Origin of the sequence: Bacillus mesophilus (genome assembly GCF_011008845.1) — a bacterium.
Taxonomy (GTDB): Bacteria; Bacillota; Bacilli; order Bacillales; family SA4; genus Bacillus_BS; species Bacillus_BS mesophilus.
The window spans coordinates 36,787-54,385 of sequence record NZ_JAAIWM010000006.1 but is presented as its reverse complement, the minus strand read 5'-3'; the positions used below and the strand labels follow the sequence as shown (position 1 = coordinate 54,385).

Annotated in this window: 16 protein-coding genes and 2 pseudogenes; 3 read left to right on the top strand and 15 right to left on the bottom strand. The window is 37.7% G+C overall.

Annotation, left to right across the window (positions count from 1 at the left end):
- Positions 1-128 precede the first annotated feature (128 nt).
- On the bottom strand, positions 129-746 hold the full coding sequence (locus G4D63_RS15975; RefSeq protein WP_275580321.1) for a peroxiredoxin: 618 nt from the start codon (positions 744-746) through the stop codon (positions 129-131).
- 206 nt (positions 747-952) lie between these two features.
- On the opposite strand from G4D63_RS15975, the gene G4D63_RS15965 reads away from it, so the two are divergent.
- Positions 953-2,977 carry a S9 family peptidase gene (locus tag G4D63_RS15965; RefSeq protein WP_163180684.1) on the top strand — a complete coding sequence of 675 codons (2,025 nt, stop codon included), beginning with the start codon at positions 953-955 and terminating at the stop codon, positions 2,975-2,977.
- A gap of 191 nt (positions 2,978-3,168) precedes the next feature.
- Here the strand turns inward: G4D63_RS15965 and G4D63_RS15960 are convergent, their stop codons facing one another.
- The 3 genes from G4D63_RS15960 to G4D63_RS15950 all read right to left on the bottom strand — a co-directional run bounded on the left by G4D63_RS15960 (position 3,169) and on the right by G4D63_RS15950 (position 5,504).
- On the bottom strand, positions 3,169-4,290 hold the full coding sequence (locus G4D63_RS15960; protein WP_163180683.1) for a DUF4179 domain-containing protein: 1,122 nt from the start codon (positions 4,288-4,290) through the stop codon (positions 3,169-3,171).
- On the bottom strand, positions 4,287-4,802 hold the full coding sequence (locus tag G4D63_RS15955; RefSeq protein WP_163180682.1) for a sigma-70 family RNA polymerase sigma factor: 516 nt from the start codon (positions 4,800-4,802) through the stop codon (positions 4,287-4,289). Before G4D63_RS15955 ends, G4D63_RS15960 begins: the two co-directional genes overlap by 4 nt.
- A gap of 150 nt (positions 4,803-4,952) precedes the next feature.
- Positions 4,953-5,504, bottom strand: a complete 552-nt coding sequence (locus tag G4D63_RS15950; RefSeq protein ID WP_163180681.1) for a hypothetical protein — start codon at positions 5,502-5,504, stop codon at positions 4,953-4,955.
- An 88-nt stretch (positions 5,505-5,592) separates the two neighbouring features.
- Here G4D63_RS15950 and G4D63_RS15945 point away from each other — a divergent pair, with 88 nt between their 5' ends.
- On the top strand, positions 5,593-6,510 hold the full coding sequence (locus tag G4D63_RS15945) for a phosphatidate cytidylyltransferase (RefSeq protein WP_163180680.1): 918 nt from the start codon (positions 5,593-5,595) through the stop codon (positions 6,508-6,510).
- Positions 6,511-6,659: 149 nt separating this feature from the next.
- Here the strand turns inward: G4D63_RS15945 and G4D63_RS15940 are convergent, their stop codons facing one another.
- The 9 genes and pseudogenes from G4D63_RS15940 to G4D63_RS15900 form a co-directional block, all read right to left on the bottom strand.
- Positions 6,660-7,370, bottom strand: a complete 711-nt coding sequence (locus tag G4D63_RS15940; protein ID WP_163180679.1) for a YwaF family protein — start codon at positions 7,368-7,370, stop codon at positions 6,660-6,662.
- 228 nt (positions 7,371-7,598) lie between these two features.
- Positions 7,599-7,676, bottom strand: a pseudogene (locus G4D63_RS22150) (catalase); the annotation flags it as partial.
- Between the two features lie 376 nt (positions 7,677-8,052).
- Complete coding sequence (locus G4D63_RS15930; protein ID WP_163180678.1) at positions 8,053-9,735, bottom strand: glycoside hydrolase family 13 protein; 1,683 nt, start codon at positions 9,733-9,735, stop codon at positions 8,053-8,055.
- 74 nt (positions 9,736-9,809) lie between these two features.
- Positions 9,810-10,016 (bottom strand): annotated as a pseudogene (locus G4D63_RS15925) (carbohydrate ABC transporter permease); the annotation flags it as partial.
- Positions 10,017-10,227: 211 nt separating this feature from the next.
- Positions 10,228-11,604: a 23S rRNA (uracil(1939)-C(5))-methyltransferase RlmD gene (gene rlmD / locus G4D63_RS15920; RefSeq protein ID WP_163180677.1), complete on the bottom strand. Its 1,377-nt coding sequence runs from the start codon at positions 11,602-11,604 to the stop codon at positions 10,228-10,230.
- A gap of 66 nt (positions 11,605-11,670) precedes the next feature.
- Positions 11,671-12,249: an SCO family protein gene (locus G4D63_RS15915; RefSeq protein ID WP_163180676.1), complete on the bottom strand. Its 579-nt coding sequence runs from the start codon at positions 12,247-12,249 to the stop codon at positions 11,671-11,673.
- A gap of 12 nt (positions 12,250-12,261) precedes the next feature.
- Entirely contained in the window at positions 12,262-12,714 is a 453-nt protein-coding gene (locus G4D63_RS15910) for a hypothetical protein (protein WP_163180675.1), read from the bottom strand.
- A gap of 12 nt (positions 12,715-12,726) precedes the next feature.
- On the bottom strand, positions 12,727-13,140 hold the full coding sequence (locus G4D63_RS15905) for a hypothetical protein (RefSeq protein WP_163180674.1): 414 nt from the start codon (positions 13,138-13,140) through the stop codon (positions 12,727-12,729).
- Positions 13,141-13,296: 156 nt separating this feature from the next.
- Positions 13,297-14,205, bottom strand: coding sequence for a diacylglycerol kinase (locus tag G4D63_RS15900; RefSeq protein ID WP_163180673.1), 909 nt, complete (start codon positions 14,203-14,205; stop codon positions 13,297-13,299).
- A gap of 233 nt (positions 14,206-14,438) precedes the next feature.
- Between G4D63_RS15900 and G4D63_RS15895 the strand changes: the two genes are divergently transcribed.
- Positions 14,439-14,657, top strand: coding sequence for a hypothetical protein (locus G4D63_RS15895; protein WP_163180672.1), 219 nt, complete (start codon positions 14,439-14,441; stop codon positions 14,655-14,657).
- Positions 14,658-14,690: 33 nt separating this feature from the next.
- Here the strand turns inward: G4D63_RS15895 and gatB are convergent, their stop codons facing one another.
- Entirely contained in the window at positions 14,691-16,121 is a 1,431-nt protein-coding gene (gene gatB / locus G4D63_RS15890; protein ID WP_163180671.1) for an Asp-tRNA(Asn)/Glu-tRNA(Gln) amidotransferase subunit GatB, read from the bottom strand.
- 12 nt (positions 16,122-16,133) lie between these two features.
- Positions 16,134-17,591, bottom strand: a complete 1,458-nt coding sequence (gene gatA / locus G4D63_RS15885; RefSeq protein ID WP_163180670.1) for an Asp-tRNA(Asn)/Glu-tRNA(Gln) amidotransferase subunit GatA — start codon at positions 17,589-17,591, stop codon at positions 16,134-16,136.
- Positions 17,592-17,599 lie beyond the last annotated feature (8 nt).

Sequence of the window (17,599 nt, the reverse complement as noted above, 5' to 3'; positions counted from 1 at the left end):
CGGGGTACTAAGCAATTAGGAATAGTAACCAATGACCGTTCATCACTTAGCAAATGAGTCCATTTTTCCTAAAGAAGTAAAACAACGTAATCCCACTGGAATTACGCTGTTAACAATCATGATAATCCTTATATCCTCCCAATGTATCGAGAGTTCCTCTTTATCCCTTGTTGCCCTAATGACCAATTAGCAGGCACGACTTCTCCAGTTCTTCTTCTATGTTGAATCCCTTGAATAAGTCTTAGGATTTCGTAAATATTTCGTCCAACTTCAGGAGGATTGACTAACTTACTTAAAATAACCCCCTCTGGATCTACAATGATCGTTGCTCTATACGCTGCTCCAGTCCTCTCATCTAAAACTCGGTAAGCCTTACTAATTTCTTGTGTTCGATCACTAACAAGTGGATAGGTGATATTGGATAAAGAAGGTGAAGTCTCCGCAAAAACCTTATGAGAGTATACACTATCTGTACTGATTGCAAGCACCTCTGTATTTAACGCTTGAAACTGTTGATAAATAGCAGCGACCGCCGCTAACTCTGTCGGTCAAACAAAGGTAAAATCACTTGGATAAAAAAATAACACGACCCACTTTCCACGATAGCTTTCTAAACTAACCTCTTTAATTTTCTCCTCAACATGATGGTATGCGTCCGCTCTAAATAACGGCGCCATATCATTTGTCTGAGCACAGTTCGGAAGCGCACAACTCCCCTGCCATTCATTATGTTTATTTGTTTCCATATTCCACCCCAAAAAGTTTTTGTTATTTTTACACAAGGTATTATATGCTCCAGATTTTGTCCTGTTGAGGGACAAAGGGACAGGTCCCTCATCCCAACTAAATAAAATAAAAGAAACTGAAATATCGAAAAATACATTTTGTTTCGACTACCGAAATGTTAAAATAGACTCATAGATACATATTGCAAAGACGGAGGAATGTATAAATGACGAAACGTCCGATAACAGCAGAAGATTTATGTGAATTTAAGTTTGTAGGAGATCCTCAAGTATCTCCTAACAAAGATAAAGTGGCCTATGTCCTTACCCTTTTAGATCAAGAAAAGGATGGCTATTATTCTTACATATATGTAACTGATTTAAATGGGGAAGGTAGACAGTTTTCATCGCATTATTCAAAGGACCATTTAGTTAAGGATACCGCTCCTAAATGGTCACCAGATGGAAAAACACTTGCTTTCCGTTCAAACCGTACCGGGAAAAATCAAGTTTGGCTTTTACATACTGATGGTGGTGAAGCAATTCAACTTACTGATGTTAAACAAGGGATTGGTGATTTCTCTTGGTCTCCAGATGGAAGTCAGCTAGCTCTTACTATTAACGGGGCATTAAAGCTAACCACTGACAAAGAAGAAGAGAAGAAAGAAGAAAAAAGTGATGTGAAAGTCATTACTAGACTTCGATATAAAGGTGATGGCGTCGGTATTTACAATGACGATCGTAAGCATGTGTATGTATTCGATGTAGCAAAAAAGGCCTATACGAAGATTACTGATGGAGACCATGATTTCTCTCAGCCACGCTTCTCTACAGATGGGAAAAATTTATTCTATGTAGGAACAAAGGCAGAAGACAAAGAGTGGGGATACCTTCCAGCCATTTGGAAATTTGACATCGCTTCGAAGGAAGAGACTCTTTTCTATCAAGGAAATGGGTATCTACATTCACCTGCAATTTCACCTGATGGTAAATGGCTAGCAGCTATAGGTCATACTCGTGGTGAAAGAAGTCAAGGTAATGCAAATGTTCTTCTGTTTTCTTTAGAATCAGGTGAATTAACCAACCTAACGGAAAGCTTTGACTATACAGTTGGCAACCTTGTCGGTGTTGATGCAAGATATGACACAGCAGAGGCTCGTTTGATTTGGAATTCTTCTAACACATCCATTTTCTTTGAAGCGACAATCGGTGGAGACTGCCAATTATTTAAAGTAAATCTTGAAGGTGAAGTTTCTACTGCGTTGTCACCCGCTGTTGCATCCGTTACTTCTTTTGATATTGTAAGTGATGACCAGGCTGTTCTGGTACTTGAAACGCCTCACTCAGTAGCTGATTTAGTTGCTCAAGATTTGAATAATGTGGATAACGTTACACCACTTACAGCTTGGAACCAAGATCTATATAATGAAGTTCATGTCAGTACTCCTGAGAACTTCCATTACAAGAGTACAGATGGTTGGGATGTTGAGGGCTGGGTGTTAAAACCTTTCGGATATGAAGAAGGGAAGAAATATCCGATGATTCTTCAAATTCACGGTGGCCCTGCAACTGCCTACGGAAATGGTTTACACCATGAAATGCAATTAATGGCCTCTAAAGGATATGTGGTACTTTATACAAATCCTCGAGGAAGTCAAGGCTATGGTCACGACTTTGTAAATGCTGTTATCGGTGATTACGGTGGAATGGATTATGAAGATATCATGGCTGGTGTAGATTATGCCTTAGCTAACTTTAACTACATTGATACGGATCAATTATTTGTAACTGGAGGAAGTTACGGCGGGTACATGACCAACGTAATCGTTACTCGTACAGATCGTTTTAAAGCAGCCGTTACACAACGTAGTATTTGTAACTGGCACAGCTTCTACGGAACGAGTGATATCGGCTTCTTCTTCACTGAATGGCAGCATGGACACGCTGATTTATGGGATGATGCAGTGAGGTTATTAGAACTTTCACCACTACATTATGCTCGTAATGTCAAAACACCTACCCTCATCTTGCATAGCGAGCAGGATTTACGTTGTCCGATGGAGCAAGCAGAGCAATGGTACATCGCCCTTAAGCGATTAGGTGTAGAAACTAAACTAATCCGCTTCCCAGATGAAAACCATGACCTTTCACGTTCTGGTAAACCTAAACACCGTTTAGAGCGTTTACAGCACTTAGTTGGTTGGTTTGATGATCGTCGGGACAAAGGGACAGGTTCCTTGTCCCACAAGTAAACAAAAAAGACGTTTCGTTTTGCTTAACAGCAAATGAGACGTCTTTTCTGTTTTACCACCTAAAGTTTCTATCGAGTGACTAGCATCCGTCCAAATGTATGCTAACAATAACTAAACAGGCTAAAACCTTAACAACTAATGAAAAGATATTTACCTAGATAAAAAGTCTCCCATAAAAAGGGAAGACTCTCCTATTCAGTTAACAATATTTTTAAGTCCTCTCCCACTTCAAGCATCGTATTTTTGCTATCCTTAACAGGAGCAAATACCATTACATATTCACCAAGTGGACCTGGCAGTTCATTCTTGTTAAAGATCGGCTCTATTTTTTCACCACTAGCTCTTAAAAAGACACCAGATTTTGATTCATCTACAATGTGCCCGTAACCTTTTTCAAACTTTTTTGCGTTTAAGAATTGCTCCTCTAATTTACTCATTACATCAAATTTTTCCCCAGAACGTTCTTCGATGTAAGGTCCTGTATCTGTTCCAGTAATAACAACTCTTGTATCAAACGCAGAAAACTCTACTTGCTTGATCGTATAAGTTTCATTTTCAAACGTAAATTGTTTATTTAACTCAATGGTTTCTCTTTCAGCAATATAAGAGTTAGTAAGATTAAAGGTTAGAGGCCATGTTGTCTCTACTTTAATCCAAGGAATATCACCTTTATTACTGTGATCATATTCAGTCAAGTTACGCATTTCTAACATAATGTTCTGACCTTCAAATTCCTTAATAGAATCAAACGCTAAGGCTTGGGCCACTTTATTTTCTTTCTTATCATAATATCTGCTACCCCAGCCGACATGATTCAGTTTCTTTTCCTGGCCCATTTCATCAACTACATAAACTTCGGTATGCCCTTCAAATATATCGAGGGAATAGTTTTCTAAGTCGGTTTTCTCACTTTGATAAATCACTAACAGCTTTGTTTCTTTAGAATCCGTTAAGATACTCTGGAATTCTACAGTAATGTCATTTTCTTCATCATAAAATGTCTGGTTAATGGCTTGCCCATGTCCTTCTTCCAACACTGCCTGTAACCCTTTGTCATCAATATGATTACTAGAAAAGATTTTATCATACATTTCCTGTATAGCTGCTAATGCGGGTGTAAAGCTTAGTAACGAAACGGATATCATGCATACTGCTGCTGCAACTGATACTCTCTTGAAAATGCTATGCTTTTTGATACGTGGTACAGACCCACCACTTTGTTCTGCCTTCGCCTTTTGAACGCCCATCATCGACCTTTTATGTAAATCCTTGGGAATGTTAATTTGCTGTAATTCCTTCTTTAATTGACTCATTGTATTTCAGCCTCCTTAAGTTTAGTTCGAAGCTTTCCTAATGCACGGTATAAAATAGATTTAGTGGTTCCCAAGGGCATCTCTAGTGAATTAGAAATCTCCTTAAACGAATAACCTTCGTAATACTTTAAAAGAACGATACTTTTTTCTTCCGCGTTCAACTGATTCATTACCTCGTGTAGTGTTATAGAAAGAGAGACATCCTGGTCTTCTACTCCTATGTACTCTTCAAACTCAGGATTTAGTTGAACAACCTTGTTATTTTTCTTAATTAAATCTATGGAACAAGTAATGGCAATTTTCACTAGCCATGACTTAAAGTATTCAGGCTTTTGTAAGGTACCAATCTTTTTAAAGGAGCGATATGCCACTTCCTGAACCACGTCTAGGGCATCTCCTTCATTTTTCACATAGACATAGGCCATCCTGTATATATCTTCTTCATATTGCTGAAAAAGCTTTAAAAATGCTTGATCGTCACCTTGTTGAGCCTTCTTTACTAATTTCAACATTTATTTTCACCCTCTCTTGTTATGCCTCTCACCTATTAGACTAATAACACATGACATTGGCCTAAATTTCACAAAAAAAAATTAGGAAGGTTCTATACTTCAACCTAAGAAGCATAAAAACAGTCCCAATTTTAAACTTGATCCTTAGAGTTACAAACGTTTCTTGATTGGTTCATAATCAAATAATTTACCCTCATATACTTGATGCAGCCTAGAATTATTCCGGAAATCATCAGGCGTAATTAGGACAGGGAGTTTATCCCACAGCCTGATCCCTGAGCGATGTAAAATTTCTGCAACAAATTGTGAACAAAAATATGAATTGCTAAACTCAACTGGTTCATTTAAGGAAACCCCTATGACACCAAGTATGTTATATAGAAATTTACTTTGATTTTTTTTGAATACACTTAACACTCGCTTCATCTTTATAATATCTCGATCCGATACATCTAACCTGTAGATGACGCAAGTTGTTTCTGGATATTTGCTGTAAGTTCCCTTAAAAATGTCCTCCCTTACAAATCCACCATTAATAGGATTGCTAGGATTTTTCCTTCCGAAGCTATATAACTCTTGTAAGTCTGGATCAAAGGAAATCGAGGCGTGATTGTAAGGAGCCTTTGTGTATTTCTTTATCGATTTTGTAAACAAAGTACCCGTATCGGAAAGCATAATATATACACTTTGATTCTTTTCCATGCTATCCCTCTTTTATTATTTACATTTTTATCCTATAGTAAATTATACATGAAACCTTAAAAAATATAGACAAAAAGTTGGTGAGGGTTTGAATAGTACACTCTGGACACAATTAGTTATATTTAGTAGCTTACTAGCTATTAGCTTATTAGTTTTAATCATGAAGAGGACTCAACCAAGCAAAGATTTCTCTTCTCTCTCCATTCGTGTAAAAACATGGTGGGGAATGTTTTTGATTTTTATGTTTGCGACGTTATTTAATCCAGTGGTTTCTTTATTGTCCTTAATGATTCTTTGTTTCTTCGCTCTTAAAGAATACTATTCTATGATGAAAACAAGAAAGGTTGATCGCCGAGCATTTCTGTGGGCCTATTTGTCTATCCCCATTCAATTTTACTGGATTTATATTGAATGGTATGGAATGTTTATTGTCTTTATCCCCATTTATGTATTCTTATTTTTACCACTACCCCGAATATTAGGTAACAAGGGAACAGTTGGTTTTTTGCGATCGGTCAGTTCTACCCAATGGGGATTAATGCTCATGGTCTTTGGTTTAAGTCACCTAGCCTACTTCCAGTTTGCATCCCCCGTTTATGGGGCAAATCTGGTACTATTTTTAGTTTTATTAACACAGCTGAATGATGCTGTACATTTTCTAATCTCACTATATTTGGGTAAGAAAAAAGTGATTCCAACCGCCAACCCTCATATTTCCTGGGAAGGTTTTGTTGGTGCAACAATCATAACAACAACTGTTGCCTATTTGATTTTCCCATACTTAACTCCATTCGATGTTACGTTTGGAATCATCTCAGGGTTACTAATTGCTTTTGGAGGATTCTTTGGAGCACTTACCATCTCCGTGTTAAAACGAGACCTATTACTTGGAGAGACCACAAAAGCTACTACGTTAAAGGAAAGTTACTTAAGTCGCGTTGATAGTTTAACATATACTGCTCCATTGTTTTTTCATGTAATCAGATACTTTTTTGATTTTATGTAAAAGCACCTTCCGTGGTTCTTAACTTCAATAGATTTAATAGCAAGTTTACTTATAAGAATGTGAAAGTTTATTAATTTAAGATAATGAAAGAAAACAGAAACCCCTAAAAGGTTTCTGTTTTTTTCGTGTCCTACTCCATATTTTTAAATTTACATGTCTGTGTTTTTCTCCTTTTTCAACAACAGCCCCATTGGAAGATACGTGATAATAAAAACAATTAATGCTGCAATTTCAAGATTAATATAATACATAATGCCTGAGCCGAAAAAGGATAGGATCGTTTGGGATTCGGTTGGTTTCGCCAAGTAGAAGAAATTAGTGTCTAGAAGGAGATTAATGAAAAAGATCGGAATGGATATGATATTAAGTAGTAAGAAGCCGGTCCAAATTGCTTTCTTTGGAACTCGATAACCTTCATAAACGAGGAAGAATAATACAGACCACGTAATAGCAGAATGGTGTAGGAAATATTTTAAAAAACGATAATGAGGAAACTGATAAAATAATTCAGGCGTAACTATACTTAAAATGGCAGGAATCATTCCAGTAAAGTACAACAAGTAAAATGCTTTTTTACTAGGCTTTAAAAATAGATAGATGGAGATAAAAGTACTAATGGAACAAAGGTGTAACGGTAAACTCCCTAGCTCCCATTGACCGGTTGCCAATACCCAAATTTGAGCTGATACCTCACTCAATACCAGAATGCTGAATAGCGTCCACTTAATGAAGGACTGATGTGGCTTTAGTGTCCGTCTAAAGTAAATGAGGCAAAAAGAGACAAGCACAAAAAACAAAAATGCTGCAATGTGCTGAATCGAAAATAATTCAAACGTGCGCATCTCTGTAACCGAAAACATAGTGTCACCTCCATTCTTGAATGAAATGAAGTATGCTATGAATAGTTTATTCGGGAAGGACAGCAGTTAAAACTATATCTAAGTAAATTACCAAAGAATAACCTTCGTTAGACACTTTACCTGCAAGTAGTAATACAAAGTAGGTTTCTGATATAGAGTGTGAACGAACTACTTGGGGGTGATACAATTGTTCTTCTTTTGTATATTTTTTCATAGATTTATATAATTGAATGCACCGTGTGCTCCAGGTCCTCTTGCATGAACTACCCTTTCTGGGATCCGTTCCGTGTCAAAATGCATCTGTTTTTGGAAAAAGTGAAAGTCCTACATCAAAACTGGCCCCCTTGCACCAGCCTTTAAAGTTGCATGATTATCCGCAACCTTTAGTCCCTCATTAGTTGTTATACTTTTACCGGTATTTTGGAAACGATATATGTTTCTAACTGTTCATTATTGCTATTACCGTCCATTTTTTTGTTATCTTTTAATGACTGATCCATATATACACCACAGTTAAGGAAATCAAGGCTAACTCAGGTGAATATAGCGAGTCTTTAAAATACATCAGTAAGAGGACTATAATTACAGCATAAAAAGAACCATCTCAGTCGTATTTTAACCCTTTTTCTGAGATAGTTCTTCTTATGCTTTTAGAAAACATTTATTTTAGGGATTTCTCAGACTAATTACCTCTATAAACTCTTGCCTCATAAGGGCGCAACGTTAAAGATGAAACATCTTTACTGAAATCGACCTCATAATTACTAATCAACACTTCTTCAGCATTAAACTGAACAATTTCTGGATTTTCAAAAGCTACCTCTTTATCACTAAAGTTTGTGATAACAAGCAATTTTTCACCGTTATAAGATCTTGTATAAGAATAAATTTGTGGATGATCTTCTAGGATTAAATCATATTCACCATACACGATGATTTCATGATTTTTTCGTAGACGAATCAATTCTTTATAATAGTTGTACACTGAATTTGGATCAGCAACAGCTTTTTTAGCGTTAATTTCTTTGTAGTTTGGATTTACTGTGAGCCATGGCTCACCAGTTGTAAATCCTGCATGCTCGCTGTCATCCCATTGGACAGGGGTTCTCGCATTGTCACGACCCTTTACATAGATCGACTCCATCACTTTATCATGATCTTCATTACCCTCAATGACTTTCTCTTTGTACATATTCAAAATTTCTATATCTTTGTATTCATCAATTGATTCAAATCGGATATTTGTCATTCCAATTTCTTCACCTTGATATACATATGGAGTACCTTGAAGCATATGTAGGAAGGTGGCTAACATTTTAGCAGATTCTACTCGGTATTCTTTGTCATTACCAAACCTTGAAACCATACGAGGTTGATCATGGTTGTTTAAATATAAGCTATTCCAACCAGCTTCATGGAGACCTTTTTGCCATTTAGTAACATTTTCTTTTAAATCAACCAAGTTAAGTGGTTTTAGGTCCCATTTTCCATTTGGTCCTGAATCAAGGTCTACATGCTCAAAGGTAAACACCATATTTAGCTCTTCACGGTCATCACCTGTATAAAGCTGCGCATCCTCAACCTTAGCACCAGGCATTTCACCTACCGTGAGCACATCATATTTTGATAAAACCTCTTTGTTCATTTCATGCAAGAATTCATGAATGCGTGGTCCATTTATAAAATATTCACCGCCACCAACATATCGCTTACCTTCTGGGTTAGGTGCATCCGGCAACCCTGGTACCTTGGAAATAAAATTAATTACATCCATTCGGAAGCCATCAATGCCTTTATCCAGCCACCAAGACATCATATTGTACACTTCTTGGCGTACCTTTGGATTCTCCCAGTTTAAATCAGGTTGTTTCTTACTAAACAGATGTAAGAAATACTCATCTGTTTGTTCATCATATTGCCATGCTGAACCGCTAAAAGCAGATTCCCAGTTATTTGGTTCTTTTCCGTCTTTACCAGGTCTCCAAATATAATAATCCCTATAAGGATTATCCTTTGACTTTTTAGATTCAACAAACCACGCATGCTCATCTGATGAATGATTTACTACTAAATCCATGATTAACTTCAAGCCACGCTTATGCATTTCTGCAAGAAGTTCTTCCCAGTCCTCTATTGTTCCAAACTCATCCATAATATCTTGATAATCACTGATATCATAACCATTATCATCATTAGGTGATTTATATACTGGAGATAACCAAATGACATTAACACCTAAGTCTTTTAGATAATCAAGCTTTTCTGTAATTCCTTTTAAATCTCCGATACCGTCACCATTTGTATCATTAAAACTACGAGGATAGATTTGATATACAACACTTTCTTTCCACCAAGTTTTTTTCATAAGACACACTCCTACACGATCATTTTGATTAGAGGGCAAGTAGAATGATCACTACCCTTAAAAAGTTTAGCTTCTTACTTAATGGACCCTTTCATAACACCACTAATGACCCCTTTTTGCGCAAAGATGTACACGACAATCATTGGCGCTAAAGCCATTAGATAGGAAGCAAATGCTAAGTTATAGTCTTTACTAAATTGTGATTGAAAGATATATTGAACCAATTGCAATGTCGCCATATCACGGTCACTTAAGATAACAAGTGGAAAATATATCTCGTTTCAAAAAAAGTTAACATTACGTATCAAAGTAGATTAAACCACAAAGTTAAAGCATCTGCAGATGACCACACACGTATTTACCTCACTTAAAATATAACCTTTTATTAATAAAAAAAAAACCGAGGGCCATTTCCAGGATTGTCTGGAGACCTTCGATTTTATATCTATATTTATGAAATTTATCTCTTTTACTCATGCAGAGTTTATTGAACTAAACTTTTAATATAATCTGCGCCACACACTCCACATGAGTTGTATGAGGAAACATATCAACGGGCTGTACTTCAATTGTTTTAAACCCACCATCCTCCAACACTCTTAAATCACGAGCAAGCGTTGCAGGGTTACAGGATACATATACAACTCTCTTAGGCTTCATCTCTATAATCGTCTGTAATAAGGCATCATCACAGCCCTTACGAGGAGGATCCACCACTAATACATCTGCCCGAATTCCTTGTGCATACCACCAAGGAATGACTTTCTCTGCTTCCCCAACGGCAAAATCCACATTTTCCATTCCATTGATTTTCGCATTTCGCTTCGCATCCGAAATGGCTTCGGGAACAATTTCAACTCCATATACACGCTTAGCTCTTTGAGCTAAGAACAAGGAGATGGTTCCAATTCCACAATAAGCATCAATCACCGTTTCACTACCATTAAGTTCAGCATAATTCAAGGCTTGTTCATAAAGCACCTTTGTTTGCTTTGGGTTTACTTGATAGAATGACCTTGCTGAAATAGCAAATTTGATGTCGCCAATATAGTCGTAAATGTACTCCTCACCCCAAAGTACTTTTGTTACATCGCCCATAATGACATTTGTCTTCTTATTATTTACGTTTTGGACAATTGATTTTATATTGGGTGAGATCTTCCTTATTTCTTCTATGATTTTCTCTTGATTAGGCAGCTTGTTTTCCCTCGTGACAAGGACAACCATAGCCTCACCCGTCATTTGTCCGTAACGAACCATGATATGTCGAAGGTTTCCACGATGGCGCTCCTCATCATAGGCACGTACACCGTTTAATTCACAGATTTTCTTTGCTCCCTGAACAAGATCATCATTAATTTGCTCTTGGATCAGACATTCTTCCATATTAATAATGTCATGTGAACGTTGCTGATAAAAGCCCGCCACTAATCCACCTTCACGTTCTCCTACTGGAACCTGAGCCTTATTTCGATAGCGCCACGGCTCGTCCATTCCAAGCACAGGATGTACGTTGACATCCTGAAGCTGACCAATCCGAGCAAGCACCTCGACAACCTGTTTATGCTTTGCTTGTAGCTGGCCTTCATAGCTCATATGCTGAAGCTGACAGCCTCCACATTGTTTATAAATTGGGCAGGCAGATTCTACACGGTATTCACTCTCTTGTTGAAGCTCTACTAACCGTCCGAATGCATAGCCCTTTTTGACCTTAACAACTTTAATGACTCCGGTTTCACCAGGCAGTGCTCCTGCAACAAAGATCGGAAACCCCTCAACCTTTGCTACTCCTGCTCCGTCATGTGTAAGATCATGAAAGGTAACGTGATACGTTTCATTTTTTTCTATTGGTGCTGTACCTTTTGACATATTCTACTTCCTTTTCCGCTAGATTGACTGCCGTCATTTTAACATAAATAAGCTAGTAAATGCTATTTACTGGAGCAGGTAATCTAGATCATCCAAAATCTGGTTAAGATCAACCTTTTCTTCAGGGTTTGCCATATCGTATATTGCACGAATCTTATGATCATTATCTACTAAGAACATCTTAGTTCCATGAGTAATAAAGTTGTCTTCTTTTTTAAAGTTCATCTGAAAATCGGTAGCAATTTCATTAGTGTAATCAAGATTTGTGCGTACTACCTTCCACCCTGTAGAATCAACATCAAAGGCTTCTGCATATCGAACTAATCTTTCAGTTGTATCAAACTCAGGATCCAACGTAATCGTTACAAACTCCACCTCAGACCCAAACTTATCTTTATCCTTAAGCTGCTTCTGTAACTGTTTAAGGTCCACAAAGGTTAACGGACATATATCTGGACAATTGGTGTAAAAGAAAGCAACTAACTTAATCTTATTATTTTCAGAATCATAGGTAGAGCCCTCCATCGTCTCCATCTCAAAAGGCTCTACACTTTTCATTGCAGGTAAACGGTCTTCATTAGGCCAAAAGAAATACACCATGACCGAACCTACTAATATTAGTAAAACCCACATCCAATTCTTCATCTTATCCCTCCCCTATACTCGAAGTGAAAATCTGACTAACCACATGGTTATATATAGAACAATTGTCCCAAAAATTGAAAACAATAATATGTTATTAACTATATCCCGGGCAGCCACTCCTGGTAGCCCACATAAGGCAGGGTCTAACACCACTAAACCAAGCATGCTCCCCATTAACGCTCCAACCGCTCCATTCCAAGTTCCTAGAAGCACTGTTTGCATCTTATATAGACCACCAAAAACAGCACCAATAATCCCCCCGATTACAATCGAAATGATGACCATTATTGAATATTCAGGAAAAAGGAAAACTAGCATCATACTTAGGATAAATCCACTAACACCTGTTGTCGCAAACGTATATGTCTTGCCAAATCGATCATCGAACAGTCTCTTTCGTTGTAATAAAGAGACATAAGTTAGTTGGATGATGACAAGCTGAAGTAAAAATAAAAAAATGATCATATATTCACATCCTTACGTTCCTCTTGCTGACCAAGCTACGAAACTGAATGCAACTAGTAATGAAAGCTCCATAAACCAGATGAATAACATCGATCCATCAGTCACCGCCCCAATCATGGGTGCCATTAATCCCATCATTAAGCCGTTCGCCCAGCCTGTAAGCATTGTTTGATAATCAAATAACACACCAAATATCGCACCTACTACCATACCTAAAACTGCCGTAATAATTGTCACCGGGGCAAACTGAAGTGGAAATTGAGCAATTAACAGAACACCTGTCGTAATTGCCAGCATACCTCCTGCAATCATGGAAATATTCATACCAAGCTGAAAGCCAATTAGCCTACGAATTCGGTAAATATACAAAAATAATAGAACAGTACATATGACATTTGCATATAACAATAATCCTTCATGAACCACACTCTTCACCTCTTTAGTAAACTATGCGCATACTCGTTTTATGGTTATTAGAAAAATATAGTTAGCACTTAAAAAGAAGACCTAGTTAAGGAGTATCTATTTTCACTTTCCAAGAAACTAAAAAAAAGCAAACCCAAAAGGATCTGCTTTGATTCATTATCCATTCAATTGTTTAATTTTCTCTTTTGACACAAATACGTTTAAATGCTGATAGTAATTCATGAATTCACTAGGAACTACTCCACCATATTCACCATCTAGATTAAGCTGAATTTTCTCTTGAGAACTCACCTTAATTCGATTTGCTTTTGTATAAATGATGTGAGGATCACTTAAATGGTCACCCTTTAAGGCAAGTGAAGCTATTTTAACAAAGTCAGCAAGGTTTGCTTTTTTTAATATAATTAAATCAAACATCCCATCACTGAAGTCAGCGGCTGGAGCTAGCTTTTCAAATCCACCAACAGAATTAGTGTTACACACGAGGAATAACATAATTTCACCTTCAAAAACCTTGCCATCATATTCGATTTCAACGGTGGTTGGTTTAATCGAAGGAAGCATTTCCATCCCCTTAAGATAATATGCCAGCTGACCAAGCATTGTTTTTAGCTTACTAGGAACCTCGTAGGTAAGCTCCGTTAGCTTACCCCCACCAGCGATATTAATGAAGAACTGACCATTTACTTTTCCAAGGTCAATCGGAAGAGTTTCACCCTCACAAATAATATTAGTAGCTTCATCAATTGTACGGGGCACACCAATTGCACGAGCGAAATCATTCGTTGTTCCCACTGGGATAATCCCCAGTTTTGGGCGGAAGTCTTGCTCAGCAAGTCCATTTACGACTTCATTAATGGTTCCGTCTCCACCGGCTGCTATAACAACATCAAATCTTCGCTCCACAGCAAAGCTAGCCGCTCTAGTTGCATCACCTGCTCCCGTCGTGGCATGACACGATGTTTCATATCCAGCCTTTTCTAGTCTTTGTAACACCTCAGGTAGATGCCTTTTAAAAAGCTCTCTTCCTGAAGTAGGATTATAAATTATTCGAGCACGTTTCATTTTCATCATCCTGTTTGTTTTAAATATAGACAAGTGTTCAGATTATATTCTCTATTATGAGACCATATACCTTTTTCGGTTAAATTGAGCCTTTTCTATTATAACGGAAAAAATATACATTTCCAATATTTTCACTTTACCAGTATGCCCCACAACTACTTTTAGAAACATAAATAACTTACACAGCTTCTCCGTATACTACTAAAATCCTTTTACTAGCCTGGAGGATGTCTATGGAGTCGTGGGAAAAGAATTTTAACGCTTGGCAAAAATCAAACGAATTAATTTATGTAGAGATGATGAAACAAAAGAAAGGTCGCACTCGTGTTTATGGACGGTTGCTATCATTCGATATGAATGAAGGCTATGTACAGATTTATAACGACGATGAGAAGTCGGTTCATAAACTATCATTTGGAGAAATTGATCATATCTCTTCAACCAAACATTAAAAGCACTCTTTTTAATAAAGAGTGCTTTTTAGCTTAACGAGCTTTAATTTCTTCAAGTAGGATCTTATTTACCAACGGTGGGTTCGCCTGGCCCTTTGTCGCTTTCATAATCTGCCCAACTAGGAAACCAATTGCACGGTCCTTACCGCTTTTAAAATCTTCAATTGATTGAGGGTTTGCATCTAACGTCTCAGTCACAATTTTACGTAAAGTACCCTCATCAGAAATTTGTACGAGACCTTTGTCTTTAACGATTTGCTCGGGATCCCCACCATTTTCTAACAACTCTTGAAATACTTTTTTCGCGAGCTTAGAAGAAAGGGTACCATCCTCTATAAGTGTAATTGTTTTTGCAAGGCTTTCTGGAGTTAGTCCAATTTCACTTAGCTCCTTGTTAGCTGAGTTTAAATAAGCTGATACGTCGCCCATTAACCAGTTGGAAGCCTGCTTTGGATCTGCTCCTTTTTTAACGGTTTCTTCAAAGAAATCAGACATCTCTTTCGTTACCGTTAATACCTCTGCATCATAAACGGATAAGTTAAGCTCTTCAATATAGCGCTTTTTACGAGCATCTGGTAGTTCCGGAATTTCTGAACGAATACGTTCCTTCCATTCATCATCGATATAGAGCTGCACTAAGTCAGGTTCAGGGAAATACCGATAATCGTCAGATCCTTCTTTTACACGCATTAAGATTGTCTCTTTTTTCGCTTCATCATAACGACGTGTTTCTTGCTGAATAACACCACCGGAAAGTAACACCTTCTCCTGACGCTTCTCTTCGAATTCTAATCCCTTTTGAACGAAGGCAAATGAGTTCAAGTTTTTCAACTCTGTCTTTGTACCAAATTTTTCTTGTCCGATTGGGCGTAACGAAATATTGGCATCACAACGAAGTGAACCTTCCTCCATCTTACAATCAGACACACCTGTATATTGGATGATCGATTTTAGCTTTTCAAGGTAAGCATACGCTTCTTCCGGTGTGCGAATATCAGGCTCAGAAACAATCTCCACTAAAGGAGTACCTTGACGGTTAAAATCAACGAGTGAATAGCCGTCACCTGTATGAGTAAGTTTTCCGGCATCTTCCTCTAGGTGTAGACGTGTAATACCTATTCTCTTCGTTTGTCCATTTACCTCAATATCAATCCAGCCATTTTCACCGATAGGTTGGTCAAACTGAGAGATTTGATATGCCTTCGGATTATCTGGATAGAAGTAGTTTTTTCGGTCAAATTTTGTGTTTGTCGCGACTTCACAATTTAAAGCCATTGCTGCTTTCATCGCAAACTCCACGGCACGTTTATTTAAAACCGGTAAAACACCAGGATACCCTAATTCAATTACACTTGTTTGTGTATTAGGGGCTGCTCCAAAATGGTTAGGACTGCTAGAAAAAATCTTCGAGTCCGTTTTCAGCTCGACATGGACTTCAAGTCCTATTACTGTTTCAAAGTTCATCGTCTAACCCCCTTACAAAATTGGCTTTTGCTTATGATAATCCGTTGCTTGCTCGTACGCATGGGCAACACGGTATAATGTTGACTCATCGAAATGCTTTCCAATGATTTGTAATCCGAGCGGTAACCCATTAGAGAATCCACAAGGTACCGATATTCCAGGTACACCAGCAAGGTTAACAGGAATTGTTAAAATATCGTTTGCATACATTGTCATCGGGTCTTTCGTGTTTTCACCTATTTTGAAAGCTGGGGAAGGTGTCGTTGGTCCAACAATGACATCATATTTTTCAAAAATATCTTCAAAATCCTTTTTAATCAATGTACGTACCTTTTGTGCCTTAATATAATAAGCATCATAATAACCCGAGCTTAATGCGAATGTACCAAGCATAATACGGCGCTTAACTTCATTTCCGAATCCTTCACTTCTTGTTTGCTTATATAGCTCAAGTAGGTTCTTCGCGTTTTCAGAACGAACTCCATATCTTACCCCATCAAATCTTGCTAAGTTAGCAGATGCTTCAGAAGAAGAAAGTAAGTAATAGGTCGATAGGGCATATTTTGAATGCGGAAGTGAAACCTCATCCCATGTAGCTCCTAAGCCTTCTAGTACCTTTAGAGCATCTAGAACGGACTGACGAACCTCTTCTTTTACACCTTCCATTAGATATTCCTTAGGAACGGCAATTTTCAACCCTTTTATATCTCCAGTTAACGAAGAAAGGAAGTCTGGCACCTCAACATTTGCAGATGTTGAATCCATTGGGTCAACTCCTGTTATTGCTTGCAGTAAGTATGCATTATCTTCGACCGTATTGGTAATCGGACCAATTTGATCTAGGGAGGAAGCGAACGCAACAAGTCCGTAACGTGATACTCTTCCATATGTAGGCTTTAACCCAACAACACCACAAAAGGCTGCTGGTTGACGAATCGATCCACCCGTGTCAGATCCAAGTGAAAACAACACTTCACCTGCTGCAACAGCTGCAGCTGAGCCTCCACTTGATCCACCTGGTACGTGGTCTGTATTCCATGGATTTCTTGTAGGAACAAAGCCAGAGTTCTCATTAGAAGAACCCATTGCAAACTCATCCATATTTAGTTTTCCAATCGTAATTGTTTCTGCATTTTTCAGCCTTTCAACAACGGTTGCATCATAAATAGGATCAAAGTTTGCAAGAATTTGACTTCCAGAGGTTGTCCGAAGCCCCTTCGTTACAATATTATCCTTGAGACCAATCGGGAGACCAAATAAGAGACCAAACTCATTCTTTGAACCAAGCGAGTTATCGATTTCCCTTGCCTGAGCCCGAGCATTTTCTTCATTTAAAGTTAGAAATGCTTTAATTTTGTCATCGACCGCTGAAATTCGTTTATATGACTCATCAACTAAATCCGTTGCACTGATTTCTCTTTTATGTAATTTACTATGTAATTCAGATATTTTATGCTCAAATAATGACATCGTAGATC